Origin of the sequence: Pseudoduganella sp. GCM10020061 (assembly GCF_042683405.1) — a bacterium.
Taxonomy (GTDB): Bacteria; Pseudomonadota; Gammaproteobacteria; order Burkholderiales; family Burkholderiaceae_D; genus Telluria.
In genome coordinates, this window is sequence record NZ_JBHUJS010000002.1 from 43,905 (window position 1) to 65,458 (window position 21,554).

Genomic DNA, 21,554 nt, shown 5'->3' on the forward strand with positions numbered 1-21,554 from the left:
ACATGACTAAGCAATACTTTCTGCGCCTGCGGCCCGTCGTCCTGGGCGTAGCCGCCCTGGCGCTCGCAGGTTGCACGACGTTCTCGCGCGACGGCGGCCTCGATGCCGTCTCCGCCATGACGGCGGAGCGAACCGGCCAGCCGATCCAGCTGGCCAAGCCCGGCTCCGCGCCCGCGACGACAGCCGGCACGGTCAGCGAGCTCCTGGCCAAGCCGCTCAGCGCCGAAGGCGCGGTCCAGGTGGCACTGCTGAACAACCCGGGGCTGCAGGCATCGTTCTCCCAGCTCGGCATCGCCGAAGCGGACCTGGTGCAGGCGGGCTGGATGAGCAACCCGAGCTTTTCGTTCGGCCGCTCTTCAGGCCCGCACGCCGTGGAGATCGAGCGGGCCATCATGTTCGACATCGTTGGCCTGCTGACGCTTCCCATGCGCAGCAAGATCGAAGCGTCACGTTTCGAATCGGCCAAGCTGCGGGCAGCCGCCGAAGCGGTGCGCCTGGCTACCGACACGCGCAAGGCCTACTTCAATGCGGTCTCCGCACAGCAGGCCGCCCTGTATGCGGAACAGGTCCACACGGCTGCCGAAGCCAGCGCGGAACTGGCGAAGCGCATGGCCAAGGTCGGCAACCTGAGCAAACTGGACCAGGCACGCGAGCAGGCGTTCTATTCCGATGCCACAGCCCAGCTGGCGCGCAGCCGCCATAACGCCACCGCAGCGCGCGAACAACTGGCGCGGCTGTTGGGCGTATGGGGCGAACAGACGAAGTTCCAACTGCCGGACCGCTTGCCTGATCTGCCGCAGCAACCCGCAGCGGCTGAGCGCCTTGAAGCGCGCGCCATGCAGCAGCGGCTGGATGTGCAGATGGCCAAACGCGAAGCGGCGCTGACCGCGAACGCACTCGGCCTGTCGAAGACCACCCGCTTCATCAACGTGCTGCACGGCGGTTACGTCAACAGGAGCGTCACCGGCGAAGAGCGCGAGGACGGCTACGAGATCGAACTGGAGCTGCCGCTGTTCGACTGGGGCGGTGCGCGTGTCGCACGTGCGGAAGCCATTTACATGCAGGCGGTCAGCCGCACCGCCGATACGGCGATCCGGGCACGGTCGCAGGTGCGCGAAGCGTATTCGGCCTACCGCACCACCTATGACGTGGCCCGGCACTATCGCGACGAGGTCGTCCCGCTGCGCAAGCAGATCTCCGACGAGATGCTGTTGCGTTACAACGGCATGTTGATCAGCACTTTCGAGCTGCTGTCCGATGCGCGTGCCCAGATCGGCGCCGTGAACGCATCGATCGAAGCGCAGCGCGACTTCTGGATCGCGGAGACGGAACTGCAGGCTGCCATCAACGGCACCGGCGGCGCCTCCATGCAAATGAACGCGCAGGCGGCAGGCGACGCGCCCCAAGGACATTAAACAGGATGACATCAATGAATTCACGTCGCAATTTCTTCACCGGCGCGGCAGCCCTGGTCGGGGCCGGCCTGGTTAGCCGCGTCGGCGCGGCCTCGCTGCCGGAGGCGCCGGTCATGGACAACGCCAACACGCAACCGCCGCTGGTGCCAAATACCGGCCGCCATTTCAACGGGGTGGTCACGCTCAACGGCTGGTCCCTGCCCTGGCGCATGAACAACGGCGTCAAGGAGTTCCACCTGATCGCCGAGCCCGTGGTGCGCGAGATCGCGCCCGGCATGAAAGCCAACCTGTGGGGCTATAACGGCCAGAGCCCGGGCCCGACGATCGAAGTCGTCGAGGGCGACCGTGTCCGCATCTTCGTCACCAACCGCCTGCCTGAACACACCAGCATCCACTGGCATGGCCAGCGCCTGCCGAACGGGATGGACGGGGTCACCGGCCTGAACCAGCCCGGCATCCAGCCGGGCAAGACCTTTGTCTACGAGTTCGTGGCGCAGCGGCCTGGCACGTTCATGTACCACCCGCACGCGGACGAGATGGTCCAGATGGCGATGGGCATGATGGGCTTCTGGGTGACGCATCCGAAGAATCCGGCGCACCATGCGGTCGACCGCGACTTTGTGTTCCTGCTGAACGCTTACGACATCGATCCGGGCAGCTATACCCCGCGCACCAACACGATGCTCGACTTTAACCTGTGGACCTTCAACAGCCGCGTGTTCCCGGGCATCGACTCGATGAATGTGCGCCAGGGCGACCGCGTGCGCATCCGCGCCGGCAACCTCACGATGACCAACCATCCACTGCACATCCACGGCCACGAATTCGAAGTGACCGGCACCGATGGCGGCTGGATCAGGCCGCAATCGCGCTGGCCGGAGGTCACCACCGATATCGCGGTCGGCCAGATGCGCGCGATCGAATTCGTCGCCACCGCTCCGGGCGACTGGGCCTTCCACTGCCACAAGTCGCACCACACGATGAACGCAATGGGCCATGATGTGCCGAACCTGATCGGCGTCGACCACCGCGGCATCGCCGAGAAGATCAACAAGCTGGTGCCCGACTACATGGTCATGGGCGACAAGGGCGGTTCGATGGGCGACATGGAAATGCCGCTGCCGGAGAACACCCTGCCGATGATGACCGGCCAGGGCCCGTTTGGCGGTGTCGAAATGGGCGGCATGTTCACGGTGGTCAAAGTGCGCAAGGAGCAAAAGCGCGGCGACTATTCCGACCCGGGCTGGTACAAGCACCCTGCGGGCACGGTCGCGTACGAGTGGAAAGGCGAATTGCCGCCGGCGGCACGCGCCACATCTGCAGGCGGCCAGTCCATGCCGCGTGCAAAACCGGGCATGCCGGTCGAATTCAAGGTCCGCAAGCCGAAAAGCCACGGCCATCATTAATCAAGCAGCACGATCAACCACTGAAACCAAGTAAAGGAATCTTCATGAAAGCATTTACCACCTTCGCAGCAGCAGCCCTGTTCGCCGTTTCCACCGCAGGCACGGCAATGGCACAGGACGCGCACGCGGCCCACGGCGCCCATGCGGCACACGGTACGCACTCGGCTCCCTCTGCTGACGCGGCGCTGGTTAGCGGCGAAATCAAAAAGGTCGACAAGGAAGCAGGCAAAATTACCATCCGCCATGGCGAGATCAAGAACCTGGGCATGGGTGCGATGACGATGGTGTTCCGCGTCAAGGACCCGGCTATGCTCGGCCAGGTCAAGGCTGGCGACAAGGTCAACTTCGCCGCGGAAAAGATCAACGGCGCGATCACGGTCGTGCGCCTCGAAGCGGCCAAGTAACAACAACATGAGCGCCTCCTTCCGGAGGCGCTTTTTGATGGGAGACAGTCATGGTTTTGAGACAGCTTTGCGCATTGGCGGCATTCGCCTGCAGTGCCGCGCTCACGCCTCCGGCTTTCGCACATGCGAAGCTGTTGGCATCGCAGCCCGCTGCGAACAGCGTGGTTGATGTAGCGCCTGCGGTCATGCACCTGCAGTTCAGCGACACGGTCGAACTCGCGTTCAGCAAGGTCAGGCTGGTGGACCAGGCCGGAGTTGCAGGTGCGCCCCTGAAAGTCGCGCGAGATGGCAGCAATCCGAAAGCGCTGATCGCCACGCTGCCGCCGCTGAAATCCGGACGCCACCGCGTCCAGTGGAGCACCGTCACGCGCGACGGCCACAAGGTCAAAGGCGACATCGCATTCCAGGTCAGGTAGCCTGCGGATGGATCTCGCCACCTTTCAGCTGGCAGCAAGCGTCGCCCTGAACCTGGCGATGGCAGTCGTCATGGGCGCCAGCCTGTCGGGCATGGCGCTTCGCCAGGCGGGTTCCGCATGGGCGGCACAACACGCGGCCGGACTGCGTAGCGCCGCGCTGGGCGCGACCGGCGCCGCCATCGCCGCCAGCTGCCTGCTACTGTGGCTGGACGCTGCGTACATGGCCGAAGTGCCGCTGGCCGAAGCCGGTCCGGCGGTTATCACGACGCTGAGTGCCACGCATCATGGCTTCGCATGGAGCATCGGCATCGCGTCCCTGGCCGCGATCGCACTGGCGTCCGCAGCGCTGGCATGGCCGCGTGCCGGCACCGTGGCGGCGTGGGCGCGCCTGCTGGCAATCGGCGCGTTCCTCTACAGCCGCAGCATCGTCGGCCACGCTGGCGCCGGAGACGGGACCGGCTGGGCAGTCGCTGCCGAATGGACGCACCTGGCGCTGGCGAGCGCCTGGGTCGGTGAAGTCCTGGTGGCGGGCCTGCTGGTACTGCGCACGCCGGCCAGTCCCGCGCCCGGCGCGATGCCGGATCGCGCAGCGTACATCCAGGGCTTGTCGACGATCGCGTCGATCGCGCTGGCCGGCATCGTGGCGACCGGCGTTTTCAGCGCCTGGCGCGGGCTGGGCGGCATCGAGAATGCGACCGGCAACCCATACGCCACGGCCCTGCTGGCCAAGCTTGCACTGGTGGCTTGCGCAGCGCTGCTGGGCGGCGCCAACCGGTTCCTGGTCATGCCCGGCTTGCTGGCCGGCCTGCGCGGTCACGATGATCGCGCTGGCAGGCTGGATCGCAGGTTTGCATGGATACTCCAGCTCGAAGCACTGGTGCTGGCCGCCGTCCTGGTGATGGCGGCGATCCTGAGTTCAACTTCACCACCCACCGCCGCCTGATCGGCATCCCCAACCACGGAGCACCCATGAACATGAACAAGCTGTTTGCCATTGCAGTGTTTTCCGCCGCCGCCGCATCGCCAGCCAGCCATGCGGCCGAGGCGAAAGATACCTTGGCCGCCTTCCACGCAGCGCTGGCAGCAGGAGACCGCACCAGGGCACTGGAAGCGCTGGCACCACAGGCAGTCATCTATGAGTCGGGTTATGTGGAACGTTCGCGCGATGAATACGCTAGCCACCACCTGGGCGGCGACATGGCGTTTGCGAAAACGGCGACGCGCAAAGTGCTGAAGCAAAGCGAGCACCTTGCCGGCAATACGGCGATCGTCTGGCAGGAAACCGAAACGACAGGGACCGCACGCGGCCAGGCAGTCCATGTGTTGGGAACGGAAACGGCAGTACTGCAAAAGCAGGGCGACGCCTGGACAATCGTCCACATCCACTGGTCGTCGCGCAAGGCCAAGTGATCCGGCCGGGGTGATGGCCTGCACTGCGCAGCGCCAGGGGGCAGTCCCTCGGGAACAACCCCCTGTCGCTTAACGGTGCTCGATCACACCTTGAAGTCGTCGAACGCGATGTGCTCGTCGCTGACGCCAAGCTCGCGCAGCAGCTTGCGGGTGGCCTCCAGCATGGCCGGCGGACCGCACAGGTAGAAGTCGCAGGCCGCCAGGTCCGGATGCTGGCGCAGCAAGGCCTCGTGCGCGGCTTCATGCACCAGGCCCTTCGCCACGTCCTGCGCCGTCGCGTCCTCGTCGGACAGTACCAGGTGCCACTTGAAGTTCGGATGGCGGGCGGCGAAGGCCTTCATTTCGTCGACGTAGGGCGCATCGCGATGGCTGCGGGCCCCGTACCAGAAGTGGACCGGCTCCGACACGCCGTTATCGAGCATGGCGTGGATCATCGCGCGCAGCGGCGCCATGCCGGCCCCGCCGCCGATGATAACCTTCTCGCGATTGCCCGGCTTGATCGCAAAGTCGCCAAAGGCGCCGCTGAAGCGCACCTTGTCGCCTTCCTTCAGCGTGTACATGTAGCTCGATCCCCGGCCAGGCTGCTGCCCTGGAATGAAGCGCACCAGCAGCGTCAGCTGCCCGCCGGCCTTTTCGACCGGGATGGCCAGCGAATACGAGCGCCGCAGCGGCACCGGACTATTCCAGCTATCCGGCAGGGCCATCCCTTTCCAGTCGTCGCGATGCTCGTCCGGCAGCTGGATATCGCTGGCGCTGCGCACATATTGCGGCACATGCACCTGGATGTAGCTCCCCGGGCGGCATTCCAGCTGTGCGGACGGGCGCAGCGTGATCTCGCGCAGGAATGGCGCCACCGCCCTGACCTGTGTCACGGTCGCCTCGTACTCGGCCGCGAGCGCATCGGCATTCGCCACATCGATGTCCATGCTTCCGTGCAGCGGAAGGTTGCAGGCCAGGCGGTAGCCGGCCGCCAGCTTTTGTGGCGACAGCATTGCCCGGTCCGCGGCGGTCGGTTCCGGAACCGTTCCGCGGCAGCGCACTTCGCACAGACCGCAGCTCTGGCCACCGCCGCAATTCGAAGGCAGCTGCAGGCCATGGCGCGCGAGCGCCTGGAATACGGTATCGCCCTGGTTGGCCGGGACGGTACACAGTTTGCCGCCATCGCCGCTAAAGACGTTGACTGACGTAGCGCGGCGCCACTTCGCCGGCACGAACTCGGACAGCCGGAAGCTGGCGAACAGCAGCCAGACGCCGGTCAGCGCCATCCACACGCCGCCGATCGCACTGGTGACCAGCAGCTTGTTATTGAAGTTCTCCCGCTCCGCGTAGTCCATGATGTGCAGCATCCAGAAGAAGTCGAACACGCGCCAGGTGCTGTTGCGGTGTTCCAGCACATTGCCGGTTCGGGCCGAGACATAGACGCTGGTATCGTCGCTGTCGCTGAAGTCGACGCGCCAGACCGGCTCCTTGTGCTTGCGCGTTTCCGGACTATAGGAAAGCAGCCGCGGCGCCTGCGCCGTGCCGGGTCCGGAATAGGACGCCTGGGCGAGTTTCGTCACCAGCGCGGGATCGAGGTCGAGGCGGCTGCCGGTATCGGCCCGGACAATCCAGCCGCTCTTGTCGTTCACCAGGCGGTAAACGGGAATGTCGAGCAGCCAGCCGGAACTCGCCACCTTGACCGGCGCGCTGCTGCTGGCCACCACCGTCTCCAGCGGCTGCGCGTTGGCAGGCCAGGTGCCGGCGGCGGGAGGCTTGATGCGGAACTCGCGGCCTGCGACCTTGGCCGCATCGAACAGGCTCATGACCACGCCGCTGGCCAGCCACAGCACGAACTGGATCGCAATGATCAGGCCGACCCATTTGTGTATCTTTCGCATCCAGGGCGTCATGTGCGCTTCCTCCGGTTAAAGCTGTACAGCAGCAGCCATGCACCGCTCAGCGCGAACACCAGGCCGGTGATCGATGCGACCCGCAGCAGCGTATTGTTCACGTCCTCGCGCGCCTCGTAATCCATGATGTGGAGCATCCACACGAAGTCGAACCAGCGCCACAGTTCATGGCGGCGCGCCAGCAGTTCGCCGGTGTCGGGCGCGTAGTAGAACGTCGTTTTACCAGCGTCGTCGAAATGCACTGCCCACATCGGGACGGGGCGGGTTCCCACTTCCTGCGGCGCCTTGGTGATCCACTCCACTTTCGTGATCGGGCCGTCGCCGGTGTACGCGGCCTGCGCCAGCGCACGCACCGTCGAGTCGGGAATCGGACTGAGCCTGGCGCCGTTCACGGCGTCCACCAGTGTGACTTGCTTGTCCTGCCTGAGCTCATACACCTCGCGGTCGCCCAGCGTCTTCAACTTGAGTGCCGTAATTCCCGGATACTGCCGGGCCAGCTCCGCGCTGCCGATCCTGGCCAGCCCCGGTTGCAGCGGCTCGCCGTGAAGGTGGGCGAGATGGTCGCCGTGGATGATTTCCAGCGGCACCACGACCATGTACAGCCCGCTGATCATCCACAACAGCGCCTGCACCCCTACGACGAGTCCCAGCCACTTATGGACGCGCCTTACCCAAAACGATGTTTGCATTTCTACCTGCCGATCATGAAGTTGTCGCCGTCATTCCCACTGTGGTGGAAATGACGGCTCCTGTCAGTTATCAGAAGCGATAACCGAGGCGCACGTGCCAGCGGCGGCCGAGCAGGTCGTAGGTCATGGTGTCGGTATTACCGTCGGTCCAGCTCTGGATGTATGGCGGCTTCTTGTCGAACAGGTTGTCGATACCGAAGGACAGCGACAGCGCCTGGTTGAACGCGTACTTCACGCTGGCGTTGTGGTACGCCACCGATGGCGCGCGCGCACCGATGTCCCCGGGCGAAGCGTTGATGTCGTCAGCCGATCCGATGTACTGGATGTTGTAGGAACCGGACCACGGGCCGTTGGCCAGGGTCAGGTTCGCGCTGGAACGCCACTCGGCGTAGCTGCCGCGGCCGCCGGTGATCTTGCCGGCGTACTCGATCGTGTCGCCGCCAGGGAACGGAGTCACGTCGTAGCGGGTCAGGCGCGACACGTCGGCCGACACCGAGGAACGCCACCCGAACAGGCTGAAATCGTACAGCATGCCCAGGTCGATGCCGGACACGCGCTGCTGCGCTGCGTTGGACGGTTGCGACGACAGGAAGTTGATTTCCTTCGACTGCGGATCACGCGTGAAGCTCGACGGGCTGCAGAAGATGTGCGCCATGTTCGGGGTGTTGTAGCACACCGACAGCTTGGTCGAACCCGGCACCGTTTCGATCGCATTGTCGATCTCGATATTGAAATAGTCGAGCGTGACGGTCATCTCGCGTGCAGGCGTCCACACCGCGCCGACCGTGAAGGTGTCCGCGTCTTCCGGCTGCAGGTCGATGTTGCCGCCGCCCGTGGTCAGGATCGAGGTGCCCAGCTGGCGGTAGCCGGCCGGCAGGCCGCTGGCCTGGCAGTTCTTGTACACGTTCGAATTCGGATCGAGCGTGTTCCAGTTGTTGCAAGGGTCGGTGGTGGTCAGGTTGCCTTCGGAGACGCCGCCGAACAGTTCTGGCACGTTCGGTACGCGGAATGCCGTGGACTTGTTGGCGCGGATCTTCAGCGATGGAATCACCTGCCAGTCGAGGCCTACTTTGTAGGTGCTCTTCGAACCGAACAGGCTGTAGTCAGAATAGCGTGCGGCCGTATTCAGGTACAGCGACTTCACCATTGGCACGTCTTTGAGGAGCGGGACCTGCAGCTCGGCGAACACTTCGCGCGCGCTGTAGGCACCGGCGATCGGGTCCTGCGCATTGGTGTTGGCGGCGCCGGCCACGATCAGGCTGTCCGGATCGCGCCAGCCCTTCTCTTCGCGGTATTCGAAGCCGGACGCGAAGCCGACTGCGCCCGCCGGCAGGGAGAACAGCTCGCCGCTGACGCTGGCCACGAAGCTCTTCTGATCATTGCCGCCGGTGTCGCGGGTGTTGGTATGGATGTAATCCAGCACAGCCTGCGACAGGTTGCCGTAACCGAGGTAGTTACCGCACGGCGCAGCGGTGGCGCTGGTGCCGCAGGTCGCGGCATTCAGCGTCGCGTCCACGCGGTCCAGGTTGATGATGTTGGTCATGCCGTCGATGCCGGTATTGCGGCCCCAGTTGACCGAAGCGGACCAGTCCCATTTTTCGCCGAGTGCGCCGTTCACGCCAGCGACGATACGGAAGGTGTTGGTCTCCTGGAAGAAGTTACGTGGCCCCACTTCGGCCACACGGCGGCGCTCCAGGGTCAGGTCCTGGCCGGTCGGATTGGTCGGGTGCGAGGCCGCGATGCGGATCGGGCGCATGGCGCCGATCGCGCCCGGCGTTGCGAGCTGTTCCGACTGGCGGTTGGTGAACATCAGTTCGCTGAACAAAGCGATCTTGTCGTTCACGATGTGGTTGCCGAACGCGCTCACGCCGATGCGCTTGATCGGGTTGACTGCGTTCAGGAAGGGATTGCTGTTGTAGCCGTGCTTGGCGGCGGAGTAAGGCTCGTAGCCGCGTGGGTTGCCGTTCGGGTCCTGGTTGAAATTGACGCGGGTGCCGTCGGCAAGGCGCGCGCGCCCGCCGATGGTCGCCGAGCTGCCCGAACAGACCAGCTCGCCGTCATCCTCGAACAGCGCGCACGGTGCGCGGCTGGCCAGGTTCACTTCCTCGCTCTCGGAATAGTTCAGCGAAGCGATCATCGAACTGCGGTCGGTGCGGGTGCCCCACACCAGGTCGGCCGACATCTCGGCGCCGTCGCCTTTGGCGGTCTTGCCGTAGCGGGTGGCCAGCTCGACGCCCTCGACGCTGCGCTTGGTGATGATATTGACCACGCCCGCAACCGCGTCGGCGCCATAGATGGCGGAGGCGCCGTCGCGCAGCACTTCGATGCGCTCGATCATGGCCACCGGAATCATGTTCAGGTCGACCGAGCTGTTGGCCCCGGTACCGCCGCTGACGACGCGGCGGCCATTCAGCAGCACCAGCGTCCGGTCGATGCCCAGGCCGCGCAGGTTGACCTGCGTGGTGCCGTAACCGTTACTGGTCCAGTAGGCGCTGGTCTGGTTGCCCGCCGTGCCGGCGGACGAAGGGAGGCGCTGCAGCAGCGTCTCGACCGAAATGGCGCCGGAGCGCTGGATCGACTCCGCGTCGATCACGGTAACTGGCCCCACTCCGGAAATCTGTTCCTGGCGCACATTGATGCGGCTACCCGTCACCTGCACCTTGGACATCTGGCCGCCGGCGGCGGCTGCTGCCGGAGCAGTTTCCTGCGCCTGGACGCTTTGAATCAGAAGTAATACACCTACGGCCGTTGCTGTCTGCTTGAACATGTGGTCTCCAATAATCGAACGATCAACCGTGATCGAACTGCAGGCATATTAATTGCTAGCCTGCACTTCTTACACGCTCCGCCTGCATAGACATCTTTTTGTTACGCGCTTTACTTGTCTATACAATTGAAAATACATCCGCGCTTGATGTGTTGCAAGGACTTTTTTTACTAATCGTGCTTGAAATGACACACTCGTTCCGCCGTGGCCCGTAGGACGTACCGTCAAGCTGGCATACCAGTGTCACCTAATAGCACATTCGTTCACCCTTCTCCGCCGCATCAACAGGAAGGCGGCGGGCATGACCAGCATCGACAACAGCGGCGCGGTCACCATACCACCCACCATCGGCGCCGAAATCCGCTGCATGATTTCGGATCCGGGGCCCGAACCGATGAAAATCGGGACCAGGCCGGCGATGATGACCGCCACCGTCATCGCCTTCGGGCGCACGCGCAGCACCGCGCCTTCGCGGATGGCGTCGCGCAGGTCAGCCTCACTGGTGCGGCCCGCGGCCAGCCGGTCATCCCAAGCCTGCTTTAGGTACAGCAGCATGATCACGCCGAATTCGGCGGCGACGCCGGCCAGTGCAATGAAACCGATCGCACTCGCCACCGATACGTGGTGGCCGAGCATCCACAACAGCCAGATGCCACCCGCCAGCGCGAACGGCAGCGTCGCCATGATCAGTGCGGCTTCGTCCGCACGCTTGAAGATCAGGTAGAGCAGCACAAAGATGATCGCCAGCGTGGCCGGAACCACCACTTTCAGCCTCGCCGCGGCCCGTTCCATGTACTCGAACTGGCCGGACCACGACACCGCATACCCGGCGGGGAGCGTGACTTCGCGCGCGACGACTTCCTGCATGTCGCGCACCACCGACTGCATATCGCGGCCGCGGATATCGACATAGATCCAGCCGGACAGGCGCGCGTTCTCGCTGCGCAGCATGGGTGGGCCATCGCTGACGCGCACCGACGCCACATCGCCCAGCCGCAGCTGCGCGCCGCGCGCCGTCAGTACCGGCAGCTGTCGCAGCTTCTCGACCGAGTCCCGCAGTTCGCGCGGATAGCGCACATTGATCGGGAAGCGCTGCAGTCCCTCCACGGTCTCTCCGATGTTGTCGCCGCCGATTGCAGCCGACACGAGGCTGTGCACGTCGGCGATATTCAGCCCGTATCGCGCCGCCACGTCGCGGTCCACATCGACATCGACGTAGCGCCCCCCGACCAGCCGTTCGGCCAGCGCGCTTGAGACGCCGGGGACGGGCTTTACCAGCCGCTCGACCTGGCCCGCGATGCGGTCGATCTCCTTCAGGTCGGAGCCGGACACCTTGATCCCGACCGGGCTCTTGATACCGGTCGCCAGCATGTCGATGCGGTTGCGGATCGGCGGAACCCAGATGTTGGAGAGGCCAGGCACCCGCACCACCGCATCCAGTTCCTCCACCAGCTTGTCGGTCGTCATGCCCGGGCGCCACTGGTCGCGCGGTTTGAACCGGATCGTGGTTTCGAACATTTCAAGCGGCGCCGGATCGGTGGCGGTCTCCGCGCGCCCGGCCTTGCCAAACACGCTTGCCACTTCGGGCACGGTGCGGATCAGGCGATCGGTCTGCTGCAGCAGTTCGCCCACCTTGCCGGCGGAAAGTCCCGGCAGTGCAGACGGCATGTACAGCAGGTCGCCCTCGTCCATCGCCGGCATGAATTCCCCGCCCAGCCGCGTCAGCGGCCAGATCGTCACGATGGCGATGACGCCCGCCGCTACCAGCGTCGCTTTCGGGAAGCGCAGCACCGCTTCGAGCAAGGGCCGGTACAGCGCGATGAGGAAGCGGTTGAGCGGATTCGCGTGTTCGTCCGGGATGCGCCCGCGGATCAGGTAGCCCATCAGCACCGGGATCAGCGTGACCGCCAGGCCGGCCGCCGCCGCCATCGCATAGGTCTTGGTGAAGGCCAGCGGCGAGAACAGGCGCCCTTCCTGCGCTTCCAGCGTGAATACGGGGATGAAGGACAGCACGATGATCATCAGCGAGAAGAAGAGCGCAGGGCCCACCTCGGCCGCGGCATCGCCGATGACGCGCCAGCGTTCCTCGCCCGCCAGCTCCTCGCCGGGGCGCGCATGGCGCCATGCTTCCAGGTGCTTGTGCGCGTTCTCGATCATCACCACCGCCGCGTCCACCATCGCGCCCACCGCGATCGCGATGCCGCCCAGCGACATGATGTTCGCGTTCACGCCCTGGTAATGCATCACGATGAACGAGACCAGGATCCCGATCGGCAGCGTGATGATCGCCACCAGCGCCGAGCGCGCGTGGAACAGGAACAGCGCGCACACCAGCGCGACAACGATGAATTCCTCGATCAGCTTCTCGCTCAGGTTGCGGATCGCGCCCTTGATCAGGCCCGAACGGTCATAGGTCGCCACCACCTCGACTCCCGGCGGCAGGCTGGACCTGAGCGTTTCAAGCTTGGCCTTGACTGCCTCGATGGTGTCGAGCGCGTTCTTCCCGGAGCGCATGATGATCACGCCGCCGGCCACTTCGCCTTCGCCATTCAGTTCGGCGATCCCGCGCCGCATTTCGGGGCCGACCTGCACGCGCGCCACGTCCCCCAGGCGCACCGGAACGCCGGCCGCGCTGGCGCTCAGCGGAATCTTGCGGAAATCGTCCAGCGACTGGAGGTAGCCGCTGGCGCGCACCATGTACTCGGCCTCGCCCATCTCGAGCAGCGCACCACCGGTTTCCTGGTTCGCCTTTTGCACCGCGTCGACCACCGTGCCGTGCGCGATGCCGTAGGCGCGCATCTTGTCCGGATCCAGCACGATTTGGTACTGGCGCACCATGCCTCCCAGGCTTGCGACCTCCGCGACATTGGCCACCGTCTTCAGCTCGTACTTCAGGAACCAGTCCTGCAGCGCGCGCAGTTGCGACAGGTCCATCTTGCCGCTGCGGTCGACCAGCGCATACTCATACACCCAGCCGACACCACTTGCGTCCGGACCGAGCGAGGTTTTGGCCTGCTGCGGCAGGCGTGACTGAACCTGGTTCAGGTACTCCAGCACGCGCGAGCGCGCCCAGTACGGATCGGTGCCGTCCTCGAACAGGATATAGACGAACGAGTCGCCGAAGAAGGAATAGCCGCGCACACTCTTCGCACCCGGCACCGACAGCATCGTCGTGGTCAGCGGATACGTGACCTGGTTCTCGACGATCTGCGGCGCCTGGCCGGGATAGGCGGTGCGGATGATGACCTGCACATCGGACAGGTCGGGCAGCGCATCGAGCGGCGCGCGCTGGACCGACCAGGTGCCCCATGCGATGAGCATGGCCGTGGCCAGCAGGACCAGGAAGCGGTTGCCGATCGACCAGCGTATCAGTCTGGCGATCATTTGGCCTCCTTCGCTGCGCCATGCGCATGTGCACCGCCCTGCGCTGGCTGGATCCGGACGATTTCGTAATCGCCTTCGCTGGTCCGGTGCAAGTCAAAGGAGACGGTATCGCCGACCGCCAGTTGCTTCGGCAGACGTGCCGGAGCGATCTTGAACCCCATGGTCATCGCAGGCCACTTCAGGCTGGCAATGGGACCGTGCGATAGCGTGACGTGGTCTTTCTCGACCAGCTCCACCTTGCCTTCCCCACGGTGGGTGCCCGCCGCCGGTGCGTTCTTCCCATGCGCCGGTGCCGCTCCCATCCGGGTTGCGGTGCCGCGCAGGCTGGCTTCGGAGTCGATCAGGAACTGGCCCGATACCACCACCCGCTGGCCGGCCTCCAGGCCGCGCAGGATTTCGGTCCGGCCGCCCTGTTCGGCCCCGGTGTCGACGTCGACAGGCGTGAACCCGCCATCTTCACGTGCAAGCATGACCACGCTGCGGGTGCCTGTCACGATGACCGCTTCGGTCGGCACTGTCAGCACACCGGCGCGCGCAGCCGGCGCAAAGCTGACGTTCGCGAACATGCCCGGGACCAGGCGGTGTCCCGGGTTGGGCAATTCGATACGCGCCAGCAGCGTCCGCGTGCCCGCATTCACTTCGGGCAGGAGCGCCCCCACCCTGCCCTGCAGCGAGCCTGCCAGCGCAGGCGCGCGCACTGCGACGGTGCTGCCAGGGCGAACCTGTGCGGCCAGCGCTTCCGGCACCTCGGCGTTGACCCACACCGTATCCAGGCCGTTGATACGGAATAGCGGCGTCCCCATGGACACGGTCATGCCCTCGCGCGCCTCCAGCGACGCCACTACGCCGCCCACCGGAGCCCGCACCGTCAGGCGCGGCTGCACCTTGCCGCTCGATGCGACCATTGCGACCTGGTCCTCCGTCATCCCCACCAGCCGCATGCGCTGGCGAGCGGCGTCCAGCAGGCCCTCCGCCCCGTTGCCCTGCATGCGGCTGACCGCGAGGTACTCTTCCTGCGCAGCCACCCATTCGGGCATGTAAACTTCGGCCAGCGCCTGGCCTTTGCGGACCGGATCGAGCGGCGCCCTGACAAACAGGCGCTCGACGAATCCATTGCTGCGAGCCTGCACCAGTGCCACCGCGCGTTCGTTATACGCCACGTTGCCGACCGCCTCCAGCGTCGGCACCATCGGGCCGGCCGACACTTCTTCAGTGCGGATGCCCAGGTTCTGCCGCACGCGCGGGTCGATGGTGACGGCGCTTCCACCGGCGGCTTCGTCGGCATACACCGGCACCAGCGGCATATCCATGAACGGCGACTTGCCGGGTTTGTCGAATTTCTGGCCCGGCGCCATCGGGTCATGCCAATAGAGGACCTTGCGCTCCGCCGGTTTTCCGGATGCCTGCTGGCCGGCCGGCGCGCTTTGCATTTGCATGCCCTGCTTCATGCCGATCCGGTACATGCCATATCCGCCCGCAGCAAGCACACCGGCGGCGACCATCGCGAGGACGATTTTCTGGTTCTTCATTTGACATCCTTGTTCGGCTGAGCGGCCAGCGTTCCCTCGTGCGGGAACTGGAAATTGAGTTGAGCCCACAGCCGGGCCGTCTCGGCCTCCAGCTGCAGCACCTGAAGTCTGGTTTCGATCTCGCCGCGGCGAGTCGACAACACCTCCGCCAGCGAGGCTTTGCCGCCACGGTATGCTGCGGTCGCAGCCTGCGTGCCAGCGTCAGCGAGCGGCAGCAGCTCGCGCTGGAAGCGCGCCAGCCGTTCGCTGTTGCTTTGCCATTCGTTGTACATCTCGCGCACTTCGGCCACGTGGGCGCGTTCTGCGTCCTGGCGCTCCGCCTTCGCATGCGCGGCGAGCGACAGGCTTGCGGACAGTTCGCGGTCCTGACGGTTCTTGCGGTCCCACTGGAGTGGCAAGGAAAGCTCCACCGAGACCATGTCGGAGAAGGCGCTGCCGCGCTTCTGGTACGCCACTTCGACGCTCCAATCGGCCTTCCGGTTCGCGCGCGCCAGCCGTGCATTGGTCTGTGCGATCGCCTCGTCCAATGCCATCACGTTCAAATCGGGATGATGGGCGAGCGTGTCTTCGATTTCGGTGGGGTGATAGGCGATGCGGTCGAGTACCGGGGCTTGCGCCAGCGTGCCGCCAGACGCATCGCCCACCCAGCGCGCCAGCCTGACCCTGGCGTTGGCGATCATCCGGGTGGACTGGCTGCGGCGGTCTTCGATCTCGATCAGCATTTTCTTTGCATCGATGATGTCGGCCTGGCGCCCGCGGCCGGCGCGGTACGCCGCCTCGGCTGCCTCGATCTCGAGGCGTGCCTGCACCAGCTGCTCGGCCAGCAGCGCGGCCTGCGCCTGCGCGTAATACAGGTCCAGCCATGCCAGCGCCGTATCGCGCTGGATCGTTACGATCTGCACTGCCTTCTGGGCCTTGACCTTGTCCGCCTCGCGCTCGAACAGTTCGGCGCGCAGGCGGCGCTTGTCGGAGCGCGGGAACTCCTGCATCAGGCCGATGCGACGCATCGTCATCGATTCCTTGTTCAAGCTGAAGCGCTCGGGACCGTCCAGCGGAAGGTTTTCGATCCCAGCCTTGAGGACCGGGTCAGGCAGCTGCCGGGCAGCGCTGGCCATCTCGCGGGCCGAGGCGAGGGCATCGTCCTTGCCCTTTAGCGAGTACGAGCGTTCAACGGCCAGCTGTTGGGCGCGTTCAAGCGTCAGTGCGGGATCGGCGGCAGCGGCGCCGCCAAGCATGAGCAGGCATGCCAGGCATATCGCACGCGCGGCAGTGTTTGGCGTCCGGGCGGACGCGGGTAACAAGGAAAACATAGCGACTCCAGAAAGCGACAATCAGGCTCGCGCGCAAACTGCGCGCGGCATCAGGATCGGGCGGACAGGAGCTTAATGGCGCAAACAGCAGTTGCGGATCGCCAGCGGGGGCGCGATCGCATGTTCGAGCGAGGGGATGAGATGGGAAGTGGAAGCGTAAGGTGGAGCGGGATCCGGCGGCACCAGGCGCCATGCGCTGGTCGCAATGAACGGCTGGAGCAGCGGCGCAGCAGGCTTGTCGAGCGACTGGTTGCCTGCCTGGTCGTGCGCTTGGCAGAGGTTCGGCTGGTCCGGGTCTGCATCGGCACACGATGACATGTCACCGTTTGAATCCGCCGCAAGCAGCGCCGTCTTGCCGTGGCCTGTCTCCAGCGCAGGGCACTCATACGCTGCAACAGCAAGCTGCATGAACAGCATGCTGAACAGGGTGACGATGGCTGCGAGAAGCCTGGACGGGCGGGTTTTCATAATCTCCGGCAATCCTACCGAGCGCCTATGGCCTTGTCAAACCGCGTCGCAGAGGGGGCTCGTACGGTGTTGCATGGCAGCGGCCAATCACATTCTTTTCCGAATTATCTTGATATAGATCAAACATACTTCGCTCCGATTCATCCTATATTCGCGCGGGTGCCGGCACGCCAGGCAGCGCACAGCCATGTACAGCGAATTCGAAATCCTGCGAGGATAAAAAAATCCCGACGTCTCAGGAGAGCGTCGGGTTCTTAATGTCCCCGAGAGCGACGATGTTCAGGCGGAGACGGTGGGATTCGAACTCAACTATGCGGTTTCAGGTCATTTCGCGCACGTGCCACAGCACGCCGGCGGGATCGCAAAATTGCATCATAAGCCCCTCCTCCTGTATATGGGGGACAGAGAGTACTTTGGCCGTACCGCCGTAGCGTTTAGGCAAATCGAGCCTATCCAAATGCAGGGCCCACGCATGAACGTCTTCCACATACAGACATAACATGGTGTTCGCCGCCCATGCATCTACATAGTAGTCCTGTAGCCAAAAGCCGTAATCCTGCATGACAAATTGGGCGGATTTGGCGGTCGCAATGGCCTTGGTGAAGCCAATATCTTCATAGAATACGCTGCTCAACTGAAAATCCACGGCCGGGACAAACGCCATCACATTCTTAATCTGTAGATTATTCACTCTTGGTGCCCCTTGAAGCGCCTCTCGGCGAAAATGAAGATTTTTCCTGCCAATGTCGGATCAACGCAAGAACGTGCGGTTAGAACTGTAGCAGCGATTCGAAAAAAAACGGATGAAATCTTTGTCCGCAACCTACCCATTGGCTCTGGTCCTGCGCCGATGCGCTCGAACGGCTTCTCGCTGGGCCACACAACATTGGTCCCCTCGGGCACGGTCTCCTTGAAGCCGGCCCATTCCTCCACGGAAAAGCGGGTTTTGCCGTGAACGAAGCTCCTTCGGCGCCTCGCCGCCATGACTCTTCCAGTAAGAATCGACCACCAGTGCCATCAGGGACCTAGCCTTATCCTTCGGGCAGACGGAATTCCAGGGGCCGACGGCTCCGCGAAAGTGGTACCAATCAACGAAGCTTCTTCACATCGAGGTTGTAGATCGCCAGGATCGCGTCTTGGCCCTTTTGCGTCTCCTTGGCGTCGAAGGCGGCAAACGCCTCCCGGAGCTTGCCGTCGATGAACTCGGCCTTGTCCGAGTCTTTTTTCAACTTTGGGCGGATTTCCGCCCACAGCTCCTTGATATCGCCCATGTTTGTCTCGTAAGTCCATGAGCTCCAAGCTGGATAGTTATCAGGCGCGTGGTTCGTGGCGGTCACCAAGGAACCCGAGAAATCGAGCAGCTTCCCTTTTATAGGCATTGTTGTTTCCCTATAAAATTAGGATTTCCGACGAGGCAGCTTTGGCTGTGGCACATTTGAAAGATCAGTTCCGACATCCACAGGTAAATCTCATCCTTATTCCTTAAGACGCCAAAGGATAGGCGGTCCCTAATCCTCTAAGCGCGCATTAGCGAACTCACGTCCGCCGGCTCGGTGAGGCATGGGTCTGGTACCTTGTTAAGGTATGCCTCCACGAGGTCCCACGTCCGCGTAAATAGTTCAAGACGTTCCTGATCAGTAATCGGAACAAGCTGCCCATGCCTAACACCTTCCGCGGCGATTCGAACTGGGTCGATCAAGTCCTTGCCGATCCCGAGGAAATTACGGAATCCTTCCCATTGAGCTAGCTTTTCCCGAACGTCGTTCATTGCCCCCCAATGTTGACGCAGTGATTCGATCGCTCTATAGCAATAAAAGGCCGTATCCACCGCATGCTGCATAGCCAAAGTCAAGTCTGTGAAACAGCGATGCAAAATAAATCCCTTAGGCCCTGAGGCTTTTACGATCAGCTCGGTAAATGCTTCTGGAGAGAATTTTCCCTCCATTTTTTTGACTAAGCAGGGGATATCTATTCCATATACGTGATCGATAGCTCCGTTTGCGGTTGTCACTCGAGTGATTTCCAGATTGTAGGCATAACCCAGCAGAAAGCCCGCGATAGCCAATTGATGCCGTAATATTGTTGATACTTCGTTGCGCAGATCGAAGATGTCCCACTCAAATTGGCTTTTGACCCATACGGCAACTTGATTGAAGACGACGCACACATTAACAGTTGCATCTCCTTTTGGGCCGGAAAGCAAAAAGGGATGGTCAGTAGGATGTCCAAAGCTGATCTGCGCCCGCTCCGGCAATACGGCACCTGTTAGGTGGTAGTTAAACCTAAACTCTTTCAAGGATGTTAAGGTCATGTCTTAGTTGGGCTCAATGCGCAAAACGCGCGAACGTCGGGACTGTTGACGATAGCGGACAGTCGGAATGGCTCAGTGTACGAGCATGTTGCTGTCAGAGCAAGCATCAGGTTTTCTTAGGCGTTCTTAGACTAGATTTTTAAGTAGCCGCGACAACCGGTGAGGCAGGGCAAGAACCGAGGCCAGCTGCCGGCGCATGCAGTGCAGTTGACTGAGGGACGGAATCGCTTCGAGCGCTGGGAAAACCGTGCAATATGCGCCCCCGGCCGGGCAGGCGGCCGCCAATACCGCCGCGGCGTGTTGTCGGAAAGCCCACATCTCGTTCAATAACCGCTAAGCGGTCAGGCTATAGCAGAGAGGACTTTATGCTTCGTAGAATCGTTAGGGAAGTGCTGCTTTCTGTACTGCAGTTTAACCTTCTCTTCGTGGCCTTTTATGCAATAGCATTGTTGTTTTCCAAACAAGTCGCTTTGACTTTCGGGGAGTGGAAGTTAATTGGCAATGCGACGATAATATTTTGGGGGCATTCAGGCTGAACAGGGGCGAGCATGCCCCACAAAAATGCCCCCAAAATCTTAGGCTGCGTGGAAGACATCTCTGGACAGTATAGGAAAAAAAAACCCGCTGCCTCTATGAGAACAGCGGGTTTCTTGATGTGCTCGGATGATCCAAGACAATATTCTGGCGGAGACGGTGGGATTCGAACCCACGATACAGGTTTTGCCCGTATGCTTCCTTAGCAGGGAAGTGCCTTCGGCCACTCGGCCACGTCTCCAGTTGACGAATCAACTATCCGGCTGCGGCGCGAGCGCTGCAACAGGAGACCGGATCATACTTGTCCCGTTCCGTTTGGTCAATGGAACACGAGAAAAATCCGGCAAATTTATGCGTTTTCCAGCTCGAAGGCCTTGTGCAGGGCGCGCACGGCCAACTCCATGTATTTCTCGTCGATCAGGACGGAAATCTTGATTTCGGAGGTGGAAATCATCAGGATGTTAATGCCCTCTTCCGACAGGGTCTGGAACATCTTGGACGCGACCCCGACGTGGCTGCGCATGCCCACACCCACCACCGACACCTTCGACACCTTGGCGTCGCCGACGATGCTGGCCGCGCCGATGCTGGCCTTGATCTCTTCCAGCACGCCGATGGCCCTGTTGTAGTCGTTGCGCGATACGGTGAAGGTGAAGTCGGTCTTACCGTCCACGGACTGGTTCTGGATAATCATATCCACTTCGATGTTCGCGTCCGCGACCGGGCCAAGGATGTGGTACGCCACTCCCGGCTTGTCCGGCACGCCCAGGACGGTGATCTTTGCTTCGTCGCGCGTGAACGCGATGCCGGAAATGACGGCTTGTTCCATGTGTGTGTCTTCCTCAAACGAAATCAGGGTGCCCGAGACGGCTTCTTCCTCCAGCGGCATCAGCGGGTCGGTCAGCGACGAGAGCACGCGCGTCGGCACGCGGTAGTTGCCGGCGAATTCCACCGAACGGCTTTGCAGTACCTTGGAGCCCAGCGACGCCAGCTCCAGCATTTCTTCGAACGTGACGGTACGCAGGCGGCGCGCCTCGCTCACCACGCGCGGGTCGGTGGTGTACACGCCATCCACGTCGGTGTAGATCAGGCATTCGTCGGCCTTCATCGCGGCGGCAATCGCCACCGCCGAGGTGTCGGAGCCGCCGCGTCCCAGCGTGGCGATGTTGTCGTCCTCGTCAACGCCCTGGAAGCCGGTCACGATGACGATCTTGCCTTCGTCCAGGTCGCCGCGGATGCGGCTGTCGTCGATCGACTGGATGCGCGCCTTGGTGAACGAGGAATCGGTCTTGATGCCGACTTGCCAGCCGGCGTAGGAGACGGCAGGTTTGCCGATCGCCAGCAGCGCCATCGCCAGCAGGCCAACGGAGACCTGTTCGCCGGTGGCGGCAATCATGTCGAGCTCGCGCGGATCAGGATGGGGCATGATCTCCTTGGCAAGGCCGATCAGGCGGTTGGTTTCACCGGACATCGCGGAAGGGACGACGACGATCTGGTGGCCGGCGTCGTGCCATTTGGCGACACGTTTGGCGACGTTCTTGATGCGGTCCGTCGAGCCCATCGACGTACCGCCGTATTTGTGGACTATTAATGCCATGCTGGGGAGGTGTTCCGCGTAAAGA

The 21,554-nt window shown here is 63.0% G+C and carries 17 protein-coding genes and 1 tRNA gene; 6 read left to right on the top strand and 12 right to left on the bottom strand.

Annotated features, from left to right (window positions below; all coding sequences use genetic code 11):
• Positions 1-2 precede the first annotated feature (2 nt).
• From ACFSQR_RS04010 to ACFSQR_RS04035, 6 genes are all read left to right on the top strand, one after another.
• Positions 3-1,415, top strand: coding sequence for a TolC family protein (locus ACFSQR_RS04010; protein WP_377729018.1), 1,413 nt, complete (start codon positions 3-5; stop codon positions 1,413-1,415).
• Positions 1,416-1,429: 14 nt separating this feature from the next.
• Positions 1,430-2,821, top strand: coding sequence for a multicopper oxidase family protein (locus ACFSQR_RS04015; protein ID WP_377728336.1), 1,392 nt, complete (start codon positions 1,430-1,432; stop codon positions 2,819-2,821).
• A 44-nt stretch (positions 2,822-2,865) separates the two neighbouring features.
• Positions 2,866-3,225 carry a copper-binding protein gene (locus ACFSQR_RS04020; protein ID WP_377728337.1) on the top strand — a complete coding sequence of 120 codons (360 nt, stop codon included), beginning with the start codon at positions 2,866-2,868 and terminating at the stop codon, positions 3,223-3,225.
• Between the two features lie 134 nt (positions 3,226-3,359).
• A complete protein-coding gene (locus ACFSQR_RS04025; protein ID WP_377728338.1) occupies positions 3,360-3,641 on the top strand; it encodes a copper resistance protein CopC in 282 nt (93 codons plus the stop codon).
• Positions 3,642-3,648: 7 nt separating this feature from the next.
• Positions 3,649-4,584: a CopD family protein gene (locus ACFSQR_RS04030; RefSeq protein WP_377728339.1), complete on the top strand. Its 936-nt coding sequence runs from the start codon at positions 3,649-3,651 to the stop codon at positions 4,582-4,584.
• A gap of 26 nt (positions 4,585-4,610) precedes the next feature.
• Positions 4,611-5,051, top strand: coding sequence for a YybH family protein (locus ACFSQR_RS04035; protein WP_377728340.1), 441 nt, complete (start codon positions 4,611-4,613; stop codon positions 5,049-5,051).
• A gap of 83 nt (positions 5,052-5,134) precedes the next feature.
• Here ACFSQR_RS04035 and ACFSQR_RS04040 read toward each other — a convergent pair whose 3' ends face one another.
• From ACFSQR_RS04040 to ACFSQR_RS04095, 12 genes are all read right to left on the bottom strand, one after another.
• Positions 5,135-6,928, bottom strand: a complete 1,794-nt coding sequence (locus tag ACFSQR_RS04040) for a 2Fe-2S iron-sulfur cluster-binding protein (RefSeq protein ID WP_377728341.1) — start codon at positions 6,926-6,928, stop codon at positions 5,135-5,137.
• 8 nt (positions 6,929-6,936) lie between these two features.
• Positions 6,937-7,629 (bottom strand): PepSY domain-containing protein, encoded by a 693-nt coding sequence (locus ACFSQR_RS04045; protein WP_377728342.1) that lies wholly within the window; start codon positions 7,627-7,629, stop codon positions 6,937-6,939.
• A 70-nt stretch (positions 7,630-7,699) separates the two neighbouring features.
• Positions 7,700-10,396 (bottom strand): TonB-dependent receptor, encoded by a 2,697-nt coding sequence (locus ACFSQR_RS04050; protein WP_377728343.1) that lies wholly within the window; start codon positions 10,394-10,396, stop codon positions 7,700-7,702.
• A 243-nt stretch (positions 10,397-10,639) separates the two neighbouring features.
• A complete protein-coding gene (locus ACFSQR_RS04055) occupies positions 10,640-13,780 on the bottom strand; it encodes an efflux RND transporter permease subunit (RefSeq protein WP_377728344.1) in 3,141 nt (1,046 codons plus the stop codon).
• On the bottom strand, positions 13,777-15,309 hold the full coding sequence (locus ACFSQR_RS04060; protein WP_377728345.1) for an efflux RND transporter periplasmic adaptor subunit: 1,533 nt from the start codon (positions 15,307-15,309) through the stop codon (positions 13,777-13,779). The genes ACFSQR_RS04055 and ACFSQR_RS04060 overlap by 4 nt, the downstream gene beginning before the upstream one ends.
• Positions 15,306-16,544: a TolC family protein gene (locus ACFSQR_RS04065; RefSeq protein WP_377728346.1), complete on the bottom strand. Its 1,239-nt coding sequence runs from the start codon at positions 16,542-16,544 to the stop codon at positions 15,306-15,308. Before ACFSQR_RS04065 ends, ACFSQR_RS04060 begins: the two co-directional genes overlap by 4 nt.
• Before the next feature lie 147 nt (positions 16,545-16,691).
• On the bottom strand, positions 16,692-17,087 hold the full coding sequence (locus ACFSQR_RS04070) for a hypothetical protein (RefSeq protein WP_377728347.1): 396 nt from the start codon (positions 17,085-17,087) through the stop codon (positions 16,692-16,694).
• A 319-nt stretch (positions 17,088-17,406) separates the two neighbouring features.
• Positions 17,407-17,778 (bottom strand): hypothetical protein, encoded by a 372-nt coding sequence (locus ACFSQR_RS04075; protein ID WP_377728348.1) that lies wholly within the window; start codon positions 17,776-17,778, stop codon positions 17,407-17,409.
• Between the two features lie 397 nt (positions 17,779-18,175).
• The gene (locus ACFSQR_RS04080) at positions 18,176-18,358 is read right to left on the bottom strand and encodes a hypothetical protein (protein ID WP_377728349.1); all 183 of its coding nucleotides are present in this window, start codon (positions 18,356-18,358) and stop codon (positions 18,176-18,178) included.
• 245 nt (positions 18,359-18,603) lie between these two features.
• Positions 18,604-19,398 carry a hypothetical protein gene (locus ACFSQR_RS04085; protein WP_377728350.1) on the bottom strand — a complete coding sequence of 265 codons (795 nt, stop codon included), beginning with the start codon at positions 19,396-19,398 and terminating at the stop codon, positions 18,604-18,606.
• Positions 19,399-20,080: 682 nt separating this feature from the next.
• Positions 20,081-20,173 (bottom strand) — tRNA-Ser (locus tag ACFSQR_RS04090).
• A 108-nt stretch (positions 20,174-20,281) separates the two neighbouring features.
• Positions 20,282-21,529, bottom strand: a complete 1,248-nt coding sequence (locus tag ACFSQR_RS04095; protein WP_377728351.1) for an aspartate kinase — start codon at positions 21,527-21,529, stop codon at positions 20,282-20,284.
• Positions 21,530-21,554 lie beyond the last annotated feature (25 nt).

What these genes read in the sequence shown, in the direction of transcription:
- ACFSQR_RS04010 (WP_377729018.1), top strand. Translation starts at nt 3, where the DNA reads ATGACTAAGCAATACTTTCTGCGCCTGCGGCCCGTCGTCCTGGGCGTA.
- ACFSQR_RS04015 (WP_377728336.1), top strand. Translation starts at nt 1,430, where the DNA reads ATGAATTCACGTCGCAATTTCTTCACCGGCGCGGCAGCCCTGGTCGGG.
- ACFSQR_RS04020 (WP_377728337.1), top strand. Translation starts at nt 2,866, where the DNA reads ATGAAAGCATTTACCACCTTCGCAGCAGCAGCCCTGTTCGCCGTTTCC.
- ACFSQR_RS04030 (WP_377728339.1), top strand. Translation starts at nt 3,649, where the DNA reads ATGGATCTCGCCACCTTTCAGCTGGCAGCAAGCGTCGCCCTGAACCTG.
- ACFSQR_RS04035 (WP_377728340.1), top strand. Translation starts at nt 4,611, where the DNA reads ATGAACATGAACAAGCTGTTTGCCATTGCAGTGTTTTCCGCCGCCGCC.
- ACFSQR_RS04040 (WP_377728341.1), bottom strand. Translation starts at nt 6,928, where the DNA reads ATGCGAAAGATACACAAATGGGTCGGCCTGATCATTGCGATCCAGTTC.
- ACFSQR_RS04045 (WP_377728342.1), bottom strand. Translation starts at nt 7,629, where the DNA reads ATGCAAACATCGTTTTGGGTAAGGCGCGTCCATAAGTGGCTGGGACTC.
- ACFSQR_RS04050 (WP_377728343.1), bottom strand. Translation starts at nt 10,396, where the DNA reads ATGTTCAAGCAGACAGCAACGGCCGTAGGTGTATTACTTCTGATTCAA.
- ACFSQR_RS04055 (WP_377728344.1), bottom strand. Translation starts at nt 13,780, where the DNA reads ATGATCGCCAGACTGATACGCTGGTCGATCGGCAACCGCTTCCTGGTC.
- ACFSQR_RS04060 (WP_377728345.1), bottom strand. Translation starts at nt 15,309, where the DNA reads ATGAAGAACCAGAAAATCGTCCTCGCGATGGTCGCCGCCGGTGTGCTT.
- ACFSQR_RS04065 (WP_377728346.1), bottom strand. Translation starts at nt 16,544, where the DNA reads ATGCTTGGCGGCGCCGCTGCCGCCGATCCCGCACTGACGCTTGAACGC.
- ACFSQR_RS04070 (WP_377728347.1), bottom strand. Translation starts at nt 17,087, where the DNA reads ATGAAAACCCGCCCGTCCAGGCTTCTCGCAGCCATCGTCACCCTGTTC.
- ACFSQR_RS04080 (WP_377728349.1), bottom strand. Translation starts at nt 18,358, where the DNA reads ATGGGCGATATCAAGGAGCTGTGGGCGGAAATCCGCCCAAAGTTGAAA.
- ACFSQR_RS04085 (WP_377728350.1), bottom strand. Translation starts at nt 19,398, where the DNA reads ATGACCTTAACATCCTTGAAAGAGTTTAGGTTTAACTACCACCTAACA.
- ACFSQR_RS04095 (WP_377728351.1), bottom strand. Translation starts at nt 21,529, where the DNA reads ATGGCATTAATAGTCCACAAATACGGCGGTACGTCGATGGGCTCGACG.